Here is a 20,789-nt window from a genome sequence, read left to right as displayed (position 1 = left end):
TGCATGATTGAAGTTCAAAATATTCATTGATCAGTAAAGGATAAAAATAATTGTGTGATTACGTATACCATCCGCCATTTACAGCCAGAACTTGTCCTGTTATATAAGAAGCTTTGTCAGAAAGCAAAAAGGAAACACTGTTTGCAACATCCATTGGAGTGCCAAGTCTTCCAATTGGTATATCCTCTCTGATTGTTTGTAAGTCTTCATTAGAAAAATCTTTCAGCATAGCTGTCTCGATTGCACCAGGAGCAATGGCATTCACACGAATCCCATTTAAGGCAACTTCTTTACTTAAAGCCTTTACAAAGGCGATTTGCGCACCTTTTACTGTTGAATATGCGACTTCACATGATGCGCCTGTTTGCCCCCAAATCGAAGAAATAACAATAATATTCCCATGTTTTTTTGCTGTCATTTTCGGCAGAAGTTCTTTTGTCAACATAAGCGGTGTAGTAACATGAATATTGATTAAATCTTGTGCAGCTTTTTCGTCTAGATCGATTAACATTCCATATTGGCTTATTCCGCTATTATGAATGATAGCATCTATCGTAAATATATTTGAAGCAATCTTTTTATAGCCGTCTGAAAGAGACAGATCCGCTTGGATAGGAATGTATTCCCCTTGAAAAGCTTCAAGTTCTTGCAATAATTTTATAATCGTTTGCTTGTTGCGGTTGTAATGTAAATATAACGAATAGCCTTCTTCAGCAAGCTTTTTAGCTATCGCCCTTCCGATTCCGCCGCTCGCTCCAGTTATGAGGGCATATTTTTTCATAAATAACACTCCGATTATAACATTTTTACCCTCTTATTTTACTGGGATTTGAAAAAGAAAAAAAGCGCCGTGCCTGCGCTTTTATACTTTGCCTATTTCGGGACAACTTGGCAAACAGAAAAACGATCCTCAGAAATAAATGTTTCCGCAACTTGTTTTACATCATTCAAGGTGATGCGCTCAAGTGTTGGAACAACATCAAATAAATTCATATCATTAAATGCATAACGGGTAAATTGGTTGGCAATATATTCAGGTGAATTAATCGCCCTTAAGAACGAACCTATTTTTTTCCTTTTTGCCCTTTCAAGATTTTTTTCTGTAAAAATATTTCCTTCCTTTGCTTCGATAAACATTTTCCCTAATTTCACCGCTAGTTTGTCTGGATCGTCTGTATCTCCCCCGACCATAGCAAATCCGAATCCTTGTTCCTGCGTATAATCATATGAAAATGTATCATCTATAAGCCCTTCGTTATAAAGCTCATTATAATTGTTTGAACTTTTGCCAAACAGTACATCAAGCATGACATTAATCGCCAACTCATTCTTCAGCATTTGTTCACCCGATTGATTGACGTCAAGAGCTTTTATACCGAACAGGCATTTTGATGTTTGAACATTCATTTTTAACACTTTTTTCTTTTCGGCTGTCTCTTTCGGTTCATCTGGAAATTGCCGCTTAATTTCCGGCTGGCTATGATATTTTTTTTTGCTTTGGTTTTCTTTCACCTGATTCATAATCTTATTAGGATCAACCGGCCCGACAATAAACAAAAGCATATTGCTCGGATGATAGAATGTGTAGTAGCATTCATAAAGCATATCTTTAGTTATATGGGAAATGGATTCAACTGTTCCGGCGATATCAATTTTTACCGGATGGTTTTTATACAAATTTTCGATCAAACCAAAATATAGGCGCCAATCAGGATTATCATCATACATCGTTATTTCCTGTCCAATGATCCCTTTTTCTTTTTCCACCGTTTTTTCTGTAAAATAAGGGTCCTGAACAAAATTGATGAGCGTCTCAAGGTTTAATTCAACATCCGAAGTACTGGAAAATAAATAGGCTGTTCTCGTAAAAGAAGTAAACGCATTTGCAGATGCCCCTTGGCGGCTGAATTGCTGAAACACATCGCCATCTTCTTTTTCAAACAACTTGTGCTCAAGAAAGTGAGCAATTCCATCAGGTACCGTAATAAACTCATTTTTATTAAGTGGAATAAAAGTATTATCGACAGACCCATACTTTGTTGTAAAAGTAGCATAGGTTTAATTAAACCCTTTTTTCGGAAGTATATAGACATCAAGCCCATTTTCAAGTTTTTCGTAATAAAGTTCTTCCTGAAGCTGATCAAACGTTATTTTTTTCATTGGCTTCCACCTTCCGTTCCCGTTAAGAAGTAAATTGTATCCGCTTCAATTTTTTGGGCCACTTTCACGATGTCTTCACGTGTGACTTGTTCCATTCCTTCAAACCACGTTTGCAAATCAATCGGCTGTTTTGAAACAACATTATGGTATAATACTTCCACGATTCCCCTTGACGTATCAATCGTTTCAAGCAGCTGATTGCGAATCACAGCTTTTGTCTGATCAATTTCCTCATCAGTAAAATCGCCATTCTTCATAGCCAGCATTTGTTCATTTATAATTTGGACGGCCTGTTGATAATTTTTCGAATCAATTCCGGACATAACCATCATTAAACCTTTATGGCTTTCAAGCCGGCTTGCTGCATAATAGGCAAGGCTCGCTTTTTCCCGAACGTTTCTAAACAATTTAGAATGAGAGAAACCGCCAAAAATTCCATTAAATAGTTGCAAAGCATAATAATCAGGATCTCCATAAACAACATTCGTTCTGTAGCCAATGTTAAGTTTTCCTTGCTTCACATCTTGTTTTTCAATCACTTCATTTACTTTATCTTTTGTCCGAACCGAAATTTTCTTTGCTTCTTTCGGAGTGCGATCTTGAAACTTGATTAAATCCGAAGCTGTTTTATAAACCTCATCCTCATCTATATCCCCGATGATATAGAGATCCAATTCATCTTCTGCAAGAGCTTGTTGGTAGTATTCAAATAAATTTTCAGCATTAATCTGATTAACGGATTCCAATTCACCGTTTACATTTAAAGCATACGGTTCTCCTGAACACATTTCTTGAATGAGGCGTAAATTTGAATACCTCATTTTATCATCGTATACTGATTGAATTCGTTGTTTCAATGTTCTTTTTTCCATTTCAATTGTTGCCGCATCAAATGAATGGTTTGTTGCATTCGGGTTTAACAATATTTCTGCTAGTAATTCGAATGCATGTTTTAATAAAGGGGTTTGATCACCAAGGAATTTTTCATTAGCGATCTCAATTGACAACGTGATGACGTGGTACTCGCCTTTTTTCGCAAGATCGACAAAAAGAGTTGCCCCATATAATTCATCTAAATAGGACCGAAGTTTGGCAGTAGTAGGATATTTTTTCGTGCTGCTTTGCAATACATATGGCAGTATTGCTCTTTTCGTAACATCCGTTGCTTGAAGCGGAGCTTTCATTTTCCAAACAAGTGTGTTTGTTTTATATTTATCTGTTTTTACAAGATGAAGCTTATAGCCACTCATTTCTTTTATTGATTCCGATAAAGCTGTCATAAGCAGGCCTCCTGTATAATATTAGAACCCTATTTATACATATGTATCATGTTGAACAGTTATTTTCTATATTATCCCTTAAAGTTAAACTTATTCCATCTTACTATACTTTTGAATGAGATCGATCGCAAGTATTTATTTTAGTTTACATAATATTTTTATTGTATATAAAAATCGTAAAAGCAAGGGGCTGACTCATAAGCTAAGAGTCAGCCCCTGAACTTTTATTATCTTCTTCCTTTAATATAATGTGTTCCTACCGCTTTTGGCGCATCGGCGCGTCCGATAAAGCCTGTTAAAGCAAGGATTGTTAATACATATGGAGCAATATGCAAATAAACACTCGGGATGTTTTCCAAAAACGGCAAATTGGACCCTATAATACTGATACTTTGAGCAAAACCAAAAAACAAAGCTGCTCCCATTGCACCTAGAGGATGCCACTTGCCAAAGATCATAGCCGCTAGTGCCATAAAGCCCTGTCCGCTAATGGTTGCATGGCTGAAATCAGATGTGATCGCCTGTGCATAAACTCCGCCGCCGATCCCTCCAAGGGCACCTGACAAAATAACGCCGATATAACGCATTTTTGTCACATTGATGCCCATCGTATCAGCAGCCATCGGATGTTCACCAACGGAACGAAGGCGAAGTCCAAAAGGAGTTTTGTAAATCACATACCAAACGACCAATGCAAAACCAATGGCAACAAACGATGTTGAATACGTATTTGAGGAGAAAATCGGTCCAAAAAACGGGATATCTTTTAAAATTGGAATATCTATTTTGTCAAAACCTTTTTGAATAATGTCTGTTTGGCCTTTTCCATAAATAAGCTTTACAAGAAAGAGTGTCAAACCTACTGCTAATAAATTAATGGCAACCCCAGAAACTGTATGGTCAGCCCTGAATGTAATGGATGCAACAGCATGGATAACCGAAAATAATGCTCCAGCCAGCATGGCAACTAGTAATGCAATCCATGGTGTTAAGTTTCCAAATGTATCAGCAAATGTTAAGTTAAATACAATCGAAGTGAACGCTCCAATGACCATTAAACCTTCCAGACCAATATTGACAACGCCGGAACGTTCGGAGAATATTCCTCCAAGTGCGGTGAAAATAAGTGGAGAAGCCCATAGCAATGTAGAAGGAATAATAATTTGCAAAATCTCCATAAAATCCACTTACTTCACCCCCTTTTTATTGATTCTCTCAATGACCCAGCGAATCATATAACTCGAGGCAACAAAAAATACAATTAATGCAATAATAATATCGACTAGTTCATTTGGAATTCCTGATTCAAGCGGCATGTTTAAAGCACCAACCTTCAGAGCTCCGAAAAGAATGGCAGCAAAAATGACCCCGATTGCAGTATTACCTCCTAATAAAGCAACAGCGATCCCATCAAAACCAACACCTGTAAAACCGCCTTTTACTGCGGCATAACCAAATGTCCCAAGACCTTCCATCGCTCCCGCCAATCCGGCAAAAGCACCTGAAATGAGCATCGATAAAATAATATTTCGATTCACATTCATGCCTGCGTATTGAGACGCATGGTGATTAAAGCCAACTGATCTTAATTCGTAGCCAATGGTCGTTTTTTCTAATAAAAACCACATAATCACGGCACACGCGAGTGAGATAAGAATCCCCCAGTGAAGGCGTGAATAATCCGTTATACTTTCTAAAAATGGTGAACGTAATGACGCAGACTCATAAATCATTTTCGTTTTATCGCTTTTATCAGATAGGACGGTTCTGATAATATAATTTGTTGCATGAAGTGCGATGTAGTTCATCATGATTGTTACGATTACCTCATGAACCCTGAACTTTGCTTTTAATAAACCTGGAATAAACGCCCATAACGCACCGGCAACAGCAGCAGTCAAGATCGCCAGTGGCAAATGAATCACTTTCGGGAGTTCAAAAGAAATCCCAACCCAAACAGCAGCAAGCCAGCCGACAATCAATTGCCCCTCAACACCGATATTAAACAATCCGACTCTAAAGGCAAATGCAACTGCCAAACCTGATAAAATATATGGGGTAACTTGTCGAATCACTTCACCTGTATAATACAGATCACCAAAGGCCCCATTCCAAAGAGATGAGAATCCGGCGATCGGATCATAACCGCTTACAATCATAATAATCGTACCTGAAAGAATTCCTAATAATACGGCTATTAACGGAATTAATAGATTACTTAAGCGCTTAGTCATTGGTTCCTACACCTGCTTCCTTTCGTTTCGAACCGGCCATTAACAAACCAAGCTCCTGTTCAGTCGTTTCCTTCGGTTCAACAATTGCTACAATTTTCCCTTCATAAATAACAGCAATTCGATCACTTACATTCATAATTTCATCCAGCTCAAAGGAAATGAGTAAAACAGCTTTTCCATTATCCCTTTGTTCAATTAGTCTTTTATGAATAAATTCGATTGCACCAACGTCTAGTCCCCTTGTTGGCTGAGCTGCAATTAATAAATCCGGATTCCTGTCCACTTCTCGGCCGATAATCGCCTTTTGCTGATTTCCCCCAGATAGCGCTCTTGCAAGCGTATATTCACTTGGTGTTCGTACATCGTATTCACGTATTAATGTTCTTGCTTTCCGATATATTTCTTTGAAATTAAGTATTCCATTTTTCGAGAACGGTTTTTTGTAATAGGTCTGAAGAACCATATTTTCTCCAATCGGAAAATCAAGAACCAGTCCGTGTTTATGGCGGTCTTCCGGAATATGGCCAACACCGGCCTCCGTAATTTTCCGCGGTGTCATGTTTTGAATCTCTTTTCCATTTAATTTGATCGTACCGCTTTCTGATTTCCTTAACCCGGTGATGGCTTCAATCAATTCGGTTTGACCATTTCCATCCACTCCGGCTATCCCAACAATTTCTCCAGCATGCACGGTCAAATCCAATCCGTTGACAACAGGAACACCTCTTGAATCTTTGACAACTAAATTACTTATTTCCAGCACTTCTTGCTTTGGTGCAGGCGGCTTTTTTTCTGTTCTAAAAACTACTTCCCGGCCTACCATTAAGCTTGCCAACTCATTCGGATTTGTATCTCGAACGTTTAGGGTTCCGATCCCTTTGCCTTTGCGAATGACCGTTACTCTGTCGCAAACTTCCATAATTTCTTTTAATTTGTGCGTAATCAAAATAATTGACTTGCCTTCTGCAATTAAGGTTTTCATAATTTGAATAAGTTCCTTAATTTCCTGAGGAGTCAATACGGCTGTAGGCTCATCAAAAATAAGAATTTCTGCTCCGCGGTATAATGTTTTTAAAATTTCAACCCTTTGCTGCATTCCTACAGAGATATCGGAAATTTTCGCTCTCGGATCGACGGCAAGACCGTATCTTTCTGAAATTTTCCTTACTTCTTGTTCTGCTTTCTTGATGTCGATCTTCCCTTTGGATGTTATTTCTTTACCAAGAATGATATTTTCAGTAACCGTAAATGTATCAACCAGCATAAAATGCTGATGGACCATTCCGATTCCTAAATCGTTTGCAATATTGGGGTTGGTAATTTTCACTGGTTTTCCTTTAACACGGATTTCTCCCTGCTCGGGCTGGTACAATCCGAATAACACGTTCATTAACGTGGATTTACCGGCACCGTTTTCCCCGAGCAAAGCGTGAATTTCCCCCTTCTTTAATTGAAGAGTAATATTATCATTGGCGACGATCCCCGGAAATTCTTTTCGAATATTGAGCATCTCAATAACATATTCCATTTTTTTCACTCCTTATTTACGTGAAAGGAAATCATGAACAGTAGTTAGAGGTCAGACGTTTGATAAATTTTAAAAATGGGAGTCATCCCAAAAAAACCTAACTGAAAAGCAGAAAATGTTCTGTTCTTCAGTTAAAATTTTGCTCCGTCCGAAAATTTCATACAAAAAAAGGAATAAGAGGCCGGCAAGCGACAGCCCGCTTATTCCTTCGTTATTCACTTTATTTTACGGAAAATGATTTAAGCTCTTCTAAAGTAGAAGGAACTTTCACTTTGCCGCTCTTAATTTTTTCTTGCCATTCTTTTACTGCTGCCTCAACATCAGCTTTGTTAGAAAGTTCATCATTAATCGGAGCTAAGCCAACACCATCTTCAGCCAAGCCGTAAGTGATGGTTTTCCCTCCAGGGAAGTTTCCTTCTTTTGCTTTAGTAGAAAGGTCTTTCACTGCATTATCAACTCGTTTAAGAGCAGAAGTAATGATTACATTATGTTTTTTCCCATTAATATCAACGACACCTTCTGCAGACTGGTCGGAGTCAACACCAATCGCCCAAATTTCTTTTGAAGGATCTTTCTTCTTACGGTCACGCGCTTCAGTAAATAGACCGTTGCCTGTACCGCCTGCAGCATGGAAGATTACGTCGCAACCGGAAGAATACATTTTCGAAGCAATTGTTTTACCAAGCTCTGCTTTATCAAATGCACCTGCATATTGTACGTCAACTTTAATATTAGGATTTACTGCTTTCACACCAGCCAAAAATCCGGATTGGAATCGTTCAATAACAGGAATTTCCATTCCACCGATAAAACCGATTTTGTTTGTTTTTGTCGCTTTCGCTGCTGCAACACCTGCCAAGAAAGCTCCTTCTTGTTCTTTAAATAAGATGCTTGCAACGTTTGGCTCTTTAACTTGACCATCTACAATTGCAAAATGTTTGTCTTTTTGCTGTTGGGCAATTTCTTTAACTGCATCTTGCATTAAGAAACCGATACCAAATACTAAATCAAAACCTTGGCGAGCAAGTGTATTTAAATTCGTAGCGTAATCTGCATCTGATTGGGATTGAAGGTAGTTGTAACCATCTTTTCCTTGTTTGAGACCGTTTTCTTTACCAAATGCTTGAAGACCTTCCCAAGCAGATTGGTTGAAAGATTTGTCATCAATTCCTCCGACATCTGTTACCATACCAACTGTAAATCCATCTTTTTTACCTTCACCGGCTGATCCGCCTTCACTTTTGCCGCAAGCACCTAAAATAGTTCCTGCAGCAAGTACAAGTGACAGCGCTAAACCAAATTTACGCTTTTTCAACATTTGTACCCCCCAAAAAAAGTTGTGGATTTTATTTTAGTAGAAATGTTTAGTAAAGGCCCACTGATTGCGTATTACCTTTAAGAATTACACTCTTTTCCTTAAAACATGGAATCTGAATTTATCAGCTTTGAAATAGTTTACCGAATAAAGGATCGGCTCGTCCATTTCATCATAGTGCATTTGCTTTAAAACAAGCAATGCAGTTTCGGGATCACATTCTAGGATGGGAGAAATTTTTTCGTGATAGCCTATCGGCTCAATCTGGGCAACTGCATACGTAATTTTCCGATTTGCTTTCATCTCCAATAAATTGAAGATCGACTCCTCTTCAAGAGAAAAATTGTCTGGCAAAATTTTTTCAGGTACTTTGTCGATACAATACACGACTGGTTCCCCGTTTGCAGTCCTTACCCTTTCAATCACGACAATTTCTTCATCCAATGAACAATTGAAACGACGAACGTCCTCCTCAGTCGGGCCTTGGGTTGACGAACTTAAGAAAATAGTACCTGGAGACATTCCAGCAATTTCAATCATGTTCGTTACACTGTTTAGTTGTTCGATACCTGAAGTAAACAGAGGTTTTGCATTGACAAATGTGCCGACGCCATGGCGCCGAATAATCACATTCTCCTCTTCAAGAATTCGCAATGCCTCTCGAAGCGTGGCTCTGCTTACTCCTAATTGTTTTGCAAGATCGAATTCTGACGGAAGCTTTTCTCTTTCTTTATAAAGCCCCTTTTCAATATCTTGCTTTAAGCGATCGATAACTTGTAAATACAAATGACGGTTATCTGACTTAATTGACATGCAGGCTCCTCCAACCATTTTCTCAAGACATCAGACCTCTGATGTTCAATCATTCCTACTAATCGAAAATTACTATATCACTTTTTTGTCTATAAATAAATAGTGTTTCAACACTTTGACGAAAAAAGGTGATCATATAAAAACATTCAAAATTTAATTAATAATCATACAGAAAACAAAAGGAATTTATCGCTATAAGATAAATGAATATTATTCGATTTTCAATCATTTAAATACAAAGGAGCCTGTCTATATCCATTATACTATTATACTTTGTAAGCGCTTTTAATATTATGTCATTTTTGAGGATTTCGTCATAATTTTTTAAGATCAATTACAAAGAGGCTGACCCATTGCTTTTTTAAGTCAGCCTCTTATTTCGTTCATACTAGTTAGCTTCTTCTTTAGGCTTTGAAATGAGAACTTCACGAGGTTTGCTTCCTTCATACGGACCAACTACCCCCCTTGCTTCCATTTCGTCAATAAGTCTGGCTGCGCGGGTATAACCGATACGAAATCTTCGCTGCAACATGGAAACAGAAGCTGTTTGCATTTCTACTACCAGTTGGACAGCTTCATTATAAAGTTCATCGTCCACTTCTGAAGTATTTTCAGGTAAATCATCAGGAATCATTTCTTCTTGATATTGTGCTTTTTGCTGGGAAATGACAAAGTTCACTACCTCTTCCACTTCTTCATCTGAGAGAAAGGCACCTTGGACACGTATCGGTTTAGATTCGCCAACAGGAAGAAACAGCATGTCACCGCGGCCAAGAAGCTTTTCTGCTCCGCCCATATCTAAAATTGTCCTCGAGTCAGTCTGAGAAGAAACAGCAAAAGCGATCCGGGATGGAATATTCGCTTTAATGACACCTGTAATAACATCTACGGAAGGCCTTTGAGTAGCAATAATTAAGTGTATTCCCGCAGCCCTAGCCATTTGTGCAAGGCGCGTAATCGAATCTTCAACATCTGATGAAGCAACCATCATCAAATCAGCAAGCTCGTCCACAATGACAACAATGTAAGGCAAAAGAGGCTGTTTTGCTCCTTCCTCGGCATTATGCCTTTTAATGTATTCATTATAGCCTTCGATATTTCTCGTTCCGGTGTGCGAAAATAATTCATAGCGCCGCTCCATTTCATTCACAACTTTTTTCAATGCTTGTGATGCTTTCCTTGCATCGGTTACAACCGGAGCCAGCAAGTGAGGAATCCCGTTATATACATTCAATTCAACCATCTTAGGGTCGATCATCATTAATTTAACTTCGTGCGGTTTTGCCCGCATTAAAATGCTAGTGATAATTCCGTTAATACAAACACTTTTACCGCTGCCTGTTGCCCCTGCAACAAGCAAATGCGGCATTTTATTAAGTTCAGCGAGGACAGCTTCCCCCGTAATATCGCGGCCAAGCCCAATCAAGAGTTTTGATTCAGGTTTATCATTTTGTTTTGATTCAAGTACCTCACGGAGAGAAACCATTGCAACCTCCGAGTTTGGAACTTCTATTCCTATTGCAGACTTTCCTGGAATCGGCGCTTCGATCCTGATGTCCTTTGCTGCAAGTGCAAGTGCAAGATCATCACTCAGGCTTACTATTTTGCTTACTTTTACTCCTACATCAGGATGAACTTCATATTTCGTTACGGCGGGGCCAAGATGAACTTGTGTAACTCTTGCTTTTACTCCAAAACTTTGGAATGTTCGTTCCAGCTTGGCAGCATTTTGATGGATAAGTTTATATTCTCTGCTCTGATCTGTATGCTGCGGAAGTTTTAATAAACTGACAGGTGGCAGTTCATAATCCATATTTTCAACCTCAGTAAATGTCATTGGCGGAGCAGTATCGTCTTCACTATCTTGTTCTGACATAACTGTACTTTCCTTTTCGGGTTTTATTGAAGAATCTTCTGCATGTTCTTGATATGCTCTTTCCGTAAAACTGGAGATGATCGGTTCTAGTGTTGATTCCATCTCCATTTCAGGCTGCCCTGATATCGTAGTTTGCTCCTCTTCTTCCTGAGAACGCCGCATTTTTTCTTCTTGCCGCTGTCTCTTTGCCATTTTCCTTTCCGTATGTTCAGTCCGCCAATTTTTTACATCTTCAAGAAAAGCACTCCACTGGTTTTTTATGAATTTTCCTAATGATGAAAAAATCTTTCCTAACGCATCGCCAAATGTTTTGCCTGTCAAAAGGACAAATCCGATCATAATAAGAACAGCTGCGATCAGTTTTGTTCCTGCTTCATCGAACAAATAGTGGCAAAGCGCGAACAAAACTGCACCGATCATCCCGCCGCCGAGATCAGTTGTGCTTGTCTCCCCCCGAACTTCCATCCAAAATAATTCCCATGTATTCGCGATAACGCTCGGGTCCTTGAATTTGCCCCCGTTTGATAACAATTGAAACAATGTAATATGGCTTAGAAGCAAAATTGAAGCGATGATGAAATATAAACCGATCAGTTTTCGGTGAAAGAGAAATGGAAAAGAGCGCTTCCACATCATGTATGCAGATACAAGAACAATCCCGATCAGGATAAGCATATACCATTCTCCCATGAAAAACCGGAAAAATAGAACGAAAGCATTCCCTACTGCACCGAGTCTGGCAATGGAGATGACTGCCAATGTAATTAATACGAGTGCAGTCAGTTCATATTGAATCGTCCTTTTCATGTTATCTTTTTTCCGTGAATGTCGTTTCTTTGTTTTGGCCATTTCATCACCTTACATTATGTGTTATTTTCAGCATCATCAAAATTCTCCAAGTTTAAACAAAAATATGTATGAAATGAAGAGATGCTATAAGAAAGAAAGCAGCCTATTAGGCTGCTCTTTGGCTTTTGCTCTCATTATATCATATTGGCGGGGTTTCAGAGAGAAACATCCATTAAAAATAAGAAATTTTTTCTCCCGGTTTACAACGTGAGTCCAAATAATGCTTTGGATCACTGCTTAAAATACGAATGATTCTGAAAGAATGGTCATCTTCCAATTCAACTAACAATGGGATTCCATTGAAATTGACCGTTCTTTGCCTGCCAAACTCCTGAGCTTCAGATGTAAAAATGAGTTCATGAGGCATCATTGTATATAATATCATTGGACCACCGCCTCTTTTCCTCCATTGTTTAAATCAATCAGCTCATTCAATTTTTTTAACGCCTGCCCGATCCCGCCAACTTCATCAATTAAACCGTATTTGACTGCATCTGTTCCGACAACATTCGTTCCAATATCTCTAGTTAAATTGCCTTTTGCAAACATGAGGTCTTTAAAGGTTTCCGCCGAAATATTTGAATGTTTTGTAACAAAGTTGATCACTCGTTCCTGCATTTTATCCAGGTATTCAAACGTCTGGGGAACCCCAATTACCAATCCTGTTAAACGAATGGGATGAATCGTCATTGTTGCCGTTTCAGCGATAAAAGAATAACTTCCAGATACTGCAATCGGGACGCCGATAGAATGGCCTCCACCCAGCACAAGTGAAACAGTCGGTTTTGACAAAGAAGCAAGCATCTCTGAAATCGCTAACCCTGCTTCAACGTCTCCTCCTACAGTATTTAAAATAACAAGGAGACCTTCAATGTTTGGGTTTTGTTCAATGGCAACAATTTGGGGAATGATATGTTCGTATTTCGTCGTTTTATTTTGCGGCGGCAACTGTATATGGCCTTCAATTTGACCGACAATTGTCAAGCAATGAATCTTTGAATCCTGTGATAATTGCGGAACATTCGTCTGGCCAAGTTGTTGAATTTTTTCGATTATGCCTAATTGTTTTTCTTCATTTTGCTGGTCTTCACCATAATATTCAGAACTTTGTTTTGTCTCTTTATCCATACATTTTTTCTCCCTTCCATCATGATATTGTTAGTATGGTCCAGGCTATCTATTTCATGCGAAGGGATAGGTCTGCTCTGACAAGAAATGGTCGATAATTCATGGCAAGAGGTCGATAAATCCGAATAAGTTAAAAATAAAAATAAGGCGCCGGATACGCACCCGATGCCTAAATCAATTTTTCTATAAGAACTATACTTCCATAATAATTGGCAAAATCATCGGCCGTCTTTTTGTTTTCTCAAAGAGATATTGATTTAATGAATCCCGCATATCCTGTTTTAAACTTGACCAATCAAAAGAATCTTTAGATATATTTTTATCAATGATTTCTTTCACTAAATCAATTGACTCCTCTATTAATTTCTCTGATTCACGGACATAAACGAAGCCGCGGGAAATGATTTCTGGCCCTGCGGCAATCTTTTTCTCGCTCTTGCTTAATGTTACGACGACAATAAGTGTTCCATCCTGAGATAAAAGCTTGCGATCTCTTAATACGATGTTTCCAACATCACCGACACCGTTGCCATCTATTAACACGTTTCCTGCCTGAACGCGGCCATTTAGCTGCATTTTTCCATTTTTGTATTCAAGAACTTCTCCTTTATCAACAATATGGATTTGACTGGTTGAAAGACCGCACTCCATGGCGATTTTTGCGTGGGCTTTCAGCATACGATATTCTCCATGAATCGGAACAAAAAATCTCGGTTTCATCAAGTTTAGCATGAATTTTAATTCTTCCTGGCTCCCATGGCTTGATGCCTTAATTATACTTTTACTGGAAACAACATTGGCCCCTGCCCGATAAACCATATCAATTGTTTTAGAAATAAACAGTTCGCTGCAATTTAATGGAGACGCAGCAATGATAACCGTATCCCCTGACTGGATATTAATTTGCTTGTGCGTCTGTTTTGCCATTTTTTGGAGTACTTCAAGCGGCTCGCCTTGATCACCTGTTGTCAGCAATACGATTTCATTATCAGGATATTGACTGACTTCTTGAACTGGAATGATTTGCTCTTCATGTACTTCCAAATAGCCAAAATCAAGAGCTATATCAAAAATTCGTTCAAATCTTTTCCCTAATACAGCTACTTTTCGGCCGTTTTCAAATGCAGCATTAAAAATATGCTGAATTCGATTTAAATCGGATGCGAAACATGCAGCAATAATTCTTCCAGGTGCATTGTAAAAAATATCAGACATTTCTCTTGCAACAATCGCTTCTGAAGTGGTATAACCCGGTTTTTCCGCTTCAGTGCTGTCTGATAGCAAACATAAAACTCCTTGATCACCGATGTTTGCCATTTTTCCGATTTCAGGTTGATATAACTTGCCGGCAGCTTGATCAAATTTAAAATCTCCGGTATGTACAATCATTCCTTCTGAAGTATGAAAACATATTCCGACTGAATCTGGAATGCTGTGATTTGTTTTAAAAAAGCTGACATCAACCGATTCAAATTGCAATCTGGAATTTGAGTGAATTTCTTGAAAATCAGCATTTCCTTTAAATTCTTTTTCTTTTAGCTTTGCTTTTGCAAGTGCCAATGTCAATCTTGTTCCATAAACAGGAACATTCAGTTTAGAGATGACATAATAGATCGCTCCGATATGGTCCTCATGGCCGTGTGTAAGGAAAATCGCTTTCACTCGATCTTTATTTTCAATCAAATAAGAAATATCAGGAATGACAATATCAATTCCAAGCATTTCGTTCTCCGGGAACATTAAACCTGCATCCACAACAAATATTTCTCCGTCCACTTCGACCAGATACATATTCTTCCCTATTTCTCCTACTCCGCCCAGAGCAATTAGCTTGATACTTTCGTTCTTTCTACTATTCACAACGCTTCCTCCTATGTTGTTAATGCCGACCTTAGATCAGTTAAAAATATTATACTTTATGAAAGAAAATGTTTACAACCAAAATTAGAAAAGCGTAAGCGCCTCGCTTAGCCCCGACAAGCACTGGAGGTCCTGACATGAAGTCGCTTTTTGACTTCATCGTCAGGACCGAATCGACCTCGAGGGGCTAGGCGCTGGAGCTAGACAACGTATTCATCCAAAGATGCTTTACTGCTTTAACAAAATTAAACTTTTTTAATAATAAAAAAAGCCAACCACTAAGGATTGGCGTTCATTTTCATCCCTCATTAACGGGCAGTAAAAACTCCATTGATGGAAATTTCACTTTATAAAGCATTCAATAATGCTGCCACTGTATTTCGTTCCTGTTCAGTAAGCGGAACAAGCGGCAAGCGGACCGAACCGACATCCATGCCTTTTAATTGCAAAGCCGTTTTGACCGGCACTGGGTTTGGAGCGATAAATAATCCATCCATAAGCGGAAGCAGCTTTTGATGAATTTTTGCCGCGCGTTCATGATCCCCATTTAAAAATGCACTTATCATTTCTTGCATCTCATTTCCAATAACATGAGATGCAACGGAAATTACTCCAGCGCCGCCAATTGATAGCACCGGCAAGGTTAAGCCATCGTCTCCACTATACAAAAGAAAATCGTCATCCGTATTAGCAATAATTTGTGTCATCGCACTTAGATCCCTTCTCGCTTCTTTGACGCCAACAATGTTCGGAATTTTGGACAAGCGGATGACTGTTTCAGGCTTGACATTCACTACAGATCTTCCCGGAATGTTATATACGATAACAGGAAGGGATGTACTTTCAGCAATTGCCTTAAAATGTTGATATAATCCTTCCTGGTTTGGTTTGTTATAATACGGAGCAACTGCCAAGATCGCATCGACACCGATTTTTTCTGCTTTTTTTGTCATTTCGATTGAATCATAAGTATTATTGCTTCCGGTGCCTGCAATAACAGGGACTCTTTTTTCAACTACTTTTACTACATGCTGAAAAAGCGCCAATTTTTCTTCTTTTGTAAGAGTAGCTGATTCTCCAGTAGTACCGACAACAACTAAAGAATCTGTCCCATTATTAATCAAATGATTCACTAGCTGCGTTGTTTTTGCAAAATCAACATTACCCTTGTTATCAAACGGTGTAACCATAGCTGTTGATATTCGACCAAATGAAACCATCTTTCCGCTCCTCCTCATTCTATCCGTTCAAACTCCAGCGTTTCTTTCTCAAGCTGGAATGCGTCATGCAATGCTTTGACTGCATTTACTAAATCCTCTTGTTTAACTAAAACCCAGATGGTCGTGTGGCTGTCAGCAGATTGTAAAATACGAATTCCTTTTTCTGACAGAGCTGTTACAATTTTTGATGCGACGCCTGGGACTCCAGCCATACCTGCACCGACAACGGATACCTTTGCACAATCCCGTTCAACAACCGGCTCATGTCCCATATCGGTCAAAATTCGAATGGCTTGGTCTGCCATTTCATTCATCACCGTATAAACGACCCCATTTGGCGATATATTTATCAAATCAACACTGATTTTTTCGTTTGCCATTGCTTTAAATACTTCAGCTTGTAAATTATACTGATCTTTTTTAGCGAAAACTTTAATCTGGGTAACATTTGGAACGTGGGCAATTCCAGTTACCGGCCGTTCTCGAATATCGCTTCCTCGACTATTTTTGCTGAGTGAGGTAACTAAGGTGCCGGGGCTGTCCGAATAAGTTGATCGAATCCTGATCGGAATTTTTGCCTGCATTGCTATTTCTACGGCCCGAGGGTGTATAACCTTTGCACCCTGATAGGCCATATTGCACACTTCCGTGTAAGTGACTACCGATAAAGGACGCGCATTCTCAACAATTCGAGGGTCAGCTGTCATTATTCCCTCAACATCAGTAAAGATGTCAATCCATTCAGCATTAAGCGCTGCACCTAAAGCAGCGGCTGATGTATCGCTGCCACCACGTCCAATGGTCGTTATATCGCCATTCTTTGCAGCACCTTGGAAACCGGCTACAACTACAACTTCGTTTTGTTCCAATTCCCTTAAAAGCCTGTCGCATTTCATTTCAATAATTTTTGCATTCGTATGATCGTTGTTTGTCCGAAAACCCGCTTGGGCACCGGTTAAAGCAACAGCGCGAATGCCATGCTCAATAAGCATGTTTGTAAAAACAATGCTTGAGATGATTTCTCCGCAAGAAAGAAGCAAATCTTGCTCCCGTTTACTTACCTTCGTCGCATTGCCTCCAATTAGCGATAAGAGGGTATCGGTTGCATACGGTTCACCGCTTCGTCCCATCGCTGATACAACAACTACAACCTTGTAGCCTTCGGCTAGAGCTTTTTCTATATGCCTTTTTGCATTCGATCGGCTAATATCGTCACGGACCGAAGTGCCCCCGAATTTTTGAACGATAATTTTCATCGTAACACCTCATAATTTATCTCAATCTCCATTACTTGTTTCTGATAAGGTTTAATTTGATCAGGCTTTCTGCGATTTGCACTGTATTCAAGGCTGCTCCTTTTAAAAGATTATCAGAAACAATCCACATATGGAATCCGTTTGCCTTATTAAGGTCTTGCCGAATTCGGCCAACGAATACTTCGTATTTGCCTACACAATCAGCTGGCATTGGATAGATTTGATTTTCAATATCGTCTTGAAGCTCAACTCCCGGAGCACCAGCAAGGATTTCTTTGCACTCCTGAACGGTTAATCCGTCTTTTTCCACTTCAATATAAACCGATTCAGAATGCCCAGTCGCAACTGGCAAACGGACACAAGTTGCAGCAATCTGAAGGTCAGGAAGCCCCATAATTTTCTTCGTTTCATTAATCATTTTCATTTCTTCAAAAGTATAGCCGTTTTCCTGAAATTTATCAATTTGCGGTATGGCATTAAAAGCTATTTGATAATGTTTTTTATCAGATCTAACAGGTAAAATTTTTGGTTCATATGGTTCATTATTAATAATCGCTCTTGTCTGCTCATATAATTCTTCCACTGCTTGAGCACCTGCGCCTGAAACAGCCTGATAAGTTGATACGATCACTCTTTTCAGACCGTACTTTTGACGAATTGGTTCCAATGCAGTAACCATTTGAATGGTTGAACAGTTTGGATTGGCAATAATCCCATTATGTTCATGAAGTGCAGATTCATTAACTTCTGGAACGACAAGCGGAACATCTGCATCCATACGAAAAGCACTAGTATTATCGACAACAATCGCACCGCGTTTTACAGCTTCAGGAGCAAGTTCTTTAGACACACTGCCTCCGGCACTGAATAATGCGATATCTACCCCTTCAAAACTTTCAGGTTTTGCTTCCTGAATCGTAACTTCTTCACCTTTAAATAAAGCCGTTTTCCCTGCAGACCGTGCTGAGGATAAAAGTGTAATTTTGCCTACCGGAAAATTCCTGTTTTCAAGGGTTTTTATGATTTGTTGACCAACTGCACCTGTTGCACCAACCACAGCTATATGAAGACCATTTTCTTGACCCATGTATAGTTCCCCTTCCGCTTCTTTATATATATTTTTATTCTCCAGCAATAGAGAATACTAGAGAAGGCGCTCTTTTTTCATAAGACCGCCATCTTAATAATATTATATATTTTATCATATTCATTCGTTAAAGGAATAAGCTTTTTGAATAATTGCTGGAATAAGCTTGGGGATTTTAATGTCCATCACGAAATCTTTCTACGATGACGGGCTGCAGCTGTTTTCCATTCAAAGCCGCTATGATCGTTTCTTCGAGCATTGACATTCTGGCAACCATTGAATTCGGCTTCTTCACCGGATCATCTTGGCCAAAAGGAATAAAGTAGATATTTTTAGTGGACATCAGTCTCATTAAATTTACTCCGTTTAATCCTAGCGCATCATTTGTGGAAATTCCCAATACAACCGGTTTTTGATTCCGCAATGTTGCCTTCGCAGCCATTAAAACTGGGGAGTCTGTCAATGCATTGGCAAATTTGCTTAGTGAGTTTCCAGTCAATGGAGCAATGACCATACAATCAAGGGGGATTTTGGGACCAAGAGGTTCCGCTTTTACAATTGAATCAATGACCTTGTTGCCCGTTAAATCCTCGATTCGCTCGACCCAATCTTCCCCTTTTCCAAACCGTGTCTCTGTATTTTTGACTGTAAACGTGACGACCGGTATCACTTCAGCTCCAGTATTCACAAGGTTTTCGATTTCAGGGTATACTTCATCATAGGTGCAATGAGAACCCGTTAGCCCAAATCCGATCCTTTTCCCTTTTAAGCTCATTCTTCTTTCCCCTTTCTTTTTTGTAAATCATCTTTCAGCAATTGAGCGAGAACGTTTGCGAGAATTTTTCCGGCGGTTTTCGGTGCAACGATTCCTGGAAGCCCCGGTGCAAGCAGTGCTTTAATGCCTCGCTTTTCTGCATACCGAAAATCCGTCCCTCCCGGTTTTGAGGCTAAATCAATGATCAGCGTATGTGCCGGCATTCTTGAAATAACCGAAGCATTTACAACTAAATGCGGTATGGTATTTATGCAAATATCTATATCCTTTACCGCTTGTTCGATGTCATTTAAATGGAAAGGTGTTAATCCCATCTCCGTAATTCTTGCAATATGTTCGCTTCTTCTTGCTCCGACCTTTACCTTCGCACCGAGAACATGAAATGTTCTTGCTACACTCATTCCGACTCTGCCAAGACCAAGTACAGCCACTTTTGAACCGTGGATGGTAAAATCGGTATGCTGAATGGCCATCATAATCGTCCCTTCGACAGTAGGGATTGAATTATAAATGGCGACATCATCCCTTTCAAACAATTGAACAAGACGGCGGTTTGACTTCTTTGTTATTCCATTTAAATAAGAGTTGCTGATTCCTGAATAGATCGTACAATGAGCCGGTGTTTTGGAAATATTCTCTTCTGTAATAAACACTTTTTCATTGGAAAATATCGTTTCCACTTGACCTTCCAAACTTGTTCCTGGCACTGGCAATATGACGGAATCTATATTTGAAAAATCGACTTCATCCATTTTTTCTTTAATCGCTCCGGTAAAGGCATGATCCAGCTGTTCAAATCCGATCAGTGACAGCCTCGCATCCAATTCTGTCAGCTTGCGGATGATTTCCAGTTGTCTGGCATCACCGCCTATGACTGCGACTTGCATTCCTGTCAGCATGAAAATACTCACCTTCTTCTGAAAAGTCCCTACAGGAAAATGTATTGGCGAACTACTCCAACATCTTATGCGCTGATGTCATATTCGGTGAGTTTTCCACCTTTCAGCAAAAAAGAATCTGAAAAAATAAAAAAAGATTGGCGCCTAGGCCAACCTCTTCTCATGCTTTTTATTCGTTGTCAGGGATATCAATAATAATCATATCAGATCCGATTTTCTTAATATGCTTCCACTGCACCCGAACTTCTCCGCCTTGTTTACGAAATCCAAACCATTTTAATGCAGGGATAATTAATGTTTCAATTTGCCCGGTATTTTCATTGATTTCCAAATCTGTCTGCCCTAGTATGCCAAGCCTTTCCGCACGTTTAACGTCTACGATCTCCTTGCCGCTTAACTCGCTCAGCCTCATTTTCAGCCCTCCATCATGCATTGTCTTATTATATATTTACGTCTAAGCAAGCTATTTAGAAGGAAAAAATAAATACAGCCTGCTTATTACAGGCTGC

General features: G+C 39.2%; 17 protein-coding genes and 1 pseudogene. All 18 read right to left on the bottom strand.

Translation table 11 applies throughout. The features are described 5' to 3' along the window. Nucleotides 1–58: 58 nt before the first annotated feature. The 18 genes and pseudogenes from ymfI to BMMGA3_RS06205 all read right to left on the bottom strand — a co-directional run bounded on the left by ymfI (nucleotide 59) and on the right by BMMGA3_RS06205 (nucleotide 20,692). A complete protein-coding gene (gene ymfI, locus BMMGA3_RS06290) occupies nucleotides 59–781 on the bottom strand; it encodes an elongation factor P 5-aminopentanone reductase (protein WP_003349156.1) in 723 nt (240 codons plus the stop codon). 92 nt (nucleotides 782–873) lie between these two features. Beyond that, nucleotides 874–2,160, bottom strand: a pseudogene (yfmH, locus tag BMMGA3_RS06285) (EF-P 5-aminopentanol modification-associated protein YfmH). Beyond that, a complete protein-coding gene (yfmF, locus tag BMMGA3_RS06280) occupies nucleotides 2,157–3,440 on the bottom strand; it encodes an EF-P 5-aminopentanol modification-associated protein YfmF (protein WP_003349150.1) in 1,284 nt (427 codons plus the stop codon). The pseudogene yfmH and the gene yfmF overlap by 4 nt, the downstream one beginning before the upstream one ends. A gap of 227 nt (nucleotides 3,441–3,667) precedes the next feature. Beyond that, nucleotides 3,668–4,627, bottom strand: a complete 960-nt coding sequence (locus BMMGA3_RS06275) for an ABC transporter permease (protein ID WP_003349148.1) — start codon at nucleotides 4,625–4,627, stop codon at nucleotides 3,668–3,670. Further along, entirely contained in the window at nucleotides 4,628–5,674 is a 1,047-nt protein-coding gene (locus BMMGA3_RS06270) for an ABC transporter permease (RefSeq protein WP_003349146.1), read from the bottom strand. Next, nucleotides 5,667–7,202 (bottom strand): ABC transporter ATP-binding protein, encoded by a 1,536-nt coding sequence (locus BMMGA3_RS06265; protein ID WP_003349144.1) that lies wholly within the window; start codon nucleotides 7,200–7,202, stop codon nucleotides 5,667–5,669. Before BMMGA3_RS06265 ends, BMMGA3_RS06270 begins: the two co-directional genes overlap by 8 nt. A 220-nt stretch (nucleotides 7,203–7,422) precedes the next feature. Then, a complete protein-coding gene (locus BMMGA3_RS06260; RefSeq protein WP_003349142.1) occupies nucleotides 7,423–8,517 on the bottom strand; it encodes a BMP family lipoprotein in 1,095 nt (364 codons plus the stop codon). Nucleotides 8,518–8,604: 87 nt separating this feature from the next. Next, nucleotides 8,605–9,330 carry a GntR family transcriptional regulator gene (locus tag BMMGA3_RS06255; RefSeq protein WP_003349140.1) on the bottom strand — a complete coding sequence of 242 codons (726 nt, stop codon included), beginning with the start codon at nucleotides 9,328–9,330 and terminating at the stop codon, nucleotides 8,605–8,607. A gap of 388 nt (nucleotides 9,331–9,718) precedes the next feature. Then, on the bottom strand, nucleotides 9,719–12,055 hold the full coding sequence (locus BMMGA3_RS06250; protein ID WP_003349138.1) for a DNA translocase FtsK: 2,337 nt from the start codon (nucleotides 12,053–12,055) through the stop codon (nucleotides 9,719–9,721). A 172-nt stretch (nucleotides 12,056–12,227) separates the two neighbouring features. Beyond that, nucleotides 12,228–12,440, bottom strand: coding sequence for a YlzJ-like family protein (locus BMMGA3_RS06245; protein WP_003349136.1), 213 nt, complete (start codon nucleotides 12,438–12,440; stop codon nucleotides 12,228–12,230). After that, nucleotides 12,437–13,183 (bottom strand): ClpP family protease, encoded by a 747-nt coding sequence (locus BMMGA3_RS06240; protein ID WP_003349134.1) that lies wholly within the window; start codon nucleotides 13,181–13,183, stop codon nucleotides 12,437–12,439. Before BMMGA3_RS06240 ends, BMMGA3_RS06245 begins: the two co-directional genes overlap by 4 nt. Before the next feature lie 192 nt (nucleotides 13,184–13,375). Continuing rightward, nucleotides 13,376–15,043 (bottom strand): ribonuclease J, encoded by a 1,668-nt coding sequence (locus BMMGA3_RS06235; protein WP_003349133.1) that lies wholly within the window; start codon nucleotides 15,041–15,043, stop codon nucleotides 13,376–13,378. 347 nt (nucleotides 15,044–15,390) lie between these two features. Continuing rightward, nucleotides 15,391–16,263 carry a 4-hydroxy-tetrahydrodipicolinate synthase gene (dapA, locus tag BMMGA3_RS06230; protein WP_003349132.1) on the bottom strand — a complete coding sequence of 291 codons (873 nt, stop codon included), beginning with the start codon at nucleotides 16,261–16,263 and terminating at the stop codon, nucleotides 15,391–15,393. 14 nt (nucleotides 16,264–16,277) lie between these two features. Next, nucleotides 16,278–17,519 (bottom strand): aspartate kinase, encoded by a 1,242-nt coding sequence (gene dapG, locus BMMGA3_RS06225; RefSeq protein WP_003349131.1) that lies wholly within the window; start codon nucleotides 17,517–17,519, stop codon nucleotides 16,278–16,280. A gap of 31 nt (nucleotides 17,520–17,550) precedes the next feature. Further along, on the bottom strand, nucleotides 17,551–18,606 hold the full coding sequence (asd, locus tag BMMGA3_RS06220; protein ID WP_003349130.1) for an aspartate-semialdehyde dehydrogenase: 1,056 nt from the start codon (nucleotides 18,604–18,606) through the stop codon (nucleotides 17,551–17,553). 175 nt (nucleotides 18,607–18,781) lie between these two features. Then, the gene (gene dpaB, locus BMMGA3_RS06215; protein WP_003349129.1) at nucleotides 18,782–19,381 is read right to left on the bottom strand and encodes a dipicolinate synthase subunit B; all 600 of its coding nucleotides are present in this window, start codon (nucleotides 19,379–19,381) and stop codon (nucleotides 18,782–18,784) included. Then, nucleotides 19,378–20,280 (bottom strand): dipicolinic acid synthetase subunit A, encoded by a 903-nt coding sequence (gene dpaA, locus BMMGA3_RS06210; protein WP_003349128.1) that lies wholly within the window; start codon nucleotides 20,278–20,280, stop codon nucleotides 19,378–19,380. Before dpaA ends, dpaB begins: the two co-directional genes overlap by 4 nt. 169 nt (nucleotides 20,281–20,449) lie before the next feature. Beyond that, complete coding sequence (locus BMMGA3_RS06205; protein ID WP_003349127.1) at nucleotides 20,450–20,692, bottom strand: YlmC/YmxH family sporulation protein; 243 nt, start codon at nucleotides 20,690–20,692, stop codon at nucleotides 20,450–20,452. Nucleotides 20,693–20,789: the final 97 nt, after the last annotated feature.

This window comes from Bacillus methanolicus MGA3 (genome assembly GCF_000724485.1).
Classification (GTDB): domain Bacteria; phylum Bacillota; class Bacilli; order Bacillales; family Cytobacillaceae; genus Bacillus_Z; species Bacillus_Z methanolicus_A.
The sequence above is the reverse complement of the archived record's forward strand: the minus strand, read 5'-3'. Positions and strand labels throughout refer to the sequence as shown.

Bases quoted from the DNA above. Each gene is read 5' to 3' on its own strand.
- yfmF (WP_003349150.1), bottom strand. From the start codon at position 3,440: ATGACAGCTTTATCGGAATCAATAAAAGAAATGAGTGGCTATAAGCTT.
- BMMGA3_RS06265 (WP_003349144.1), bottom strand. From the start codon at position 7,202: ATGGAATATGTTATTGAGATGCTCAATATTCGAAAAGAATTTCCGGGG.
- BMMGA3_RS06250 (WP_003349138.1), bottom strand. From the start codon at position 12,055: ATGGCCAAAACAAAGAAACGACATTCACGGAAAAAAGATAACATGAAA.
- ymfI (WP_003349156.1), bottom strand. From the start codon at position 781: ATGAAAAAATATGCCCTCATAACTGGAGCGAGCGGCGGAATCGGAAGG.
- BMMGA3_RS06255 (WP_003349140.1), bottom strand. From the start codon at position 9,330: ATGTCAATTAAGTCAGATAACCGTCATTTGTATTTACAAGTTATCGAT.
- dapA (WP_003349132.1), bottom strand. From the start codon at position 16,263: ATGGTTTCATTTGGTCGAATATCAACAGCTATGGTTACACCGTTTGAT.
- BMMGA3_RS06245 (WP_003349136.1), bottom strand. From the start codon at position 12,440: ATGATATTATATACAATGATGCCTCATGAACTCATTTTTACATCTGAA.
- dapG (WP_003349131.1), bottom strand. From the start codon at position 17,519: ATGAAAATTATCGTTCAAAAATTCGGGGGCACTTCGGTCCGTGACGAT.
- BMMGA3_RS06205 (WP_003349127.1), bottom strand. From the start codon at position 20,692: ATGAGGCTGAGCGAGTTAAGCGGCAAGGAGATCGTAGACGTTAAACGT.
- BMMGA3_RS06240 (WP_003349134.1), bottom strand. From the start codon at position 13,183: ATGGATAAAGAGACAAAACAAAGTTCTGAATATTATGGTGAAGACCAG.
- dpaA (WP_003349128.1), bottom strand. From the start codon at position 20,280: ATGCTGACAGGAATGCAAGTCGCAGTCATAGGCGGTGATGCCAGACAA.
- BMMGA3_RS06270 (WP_003349146.1), bottom strand. From the start codon at position 5,674: ATGACTAAGCGCTTAAGTAATCTATTAATTCCGTTAATAGCCGTATTA.
- asd (WP_003349130.1), bottom strand. From the start codon at position 18,606: ATGGGTCAAGAAAATGGTCTTCATATAGCTGTGGTTGGTGCAACAGGT.
- dpaB (WP_003349129.1), bottom strand. From the start codon at position 19,381: ATGAGCTTAAAAGGGAAAAGGATCGGATTTGGGCTAACGGGTTCTCAT.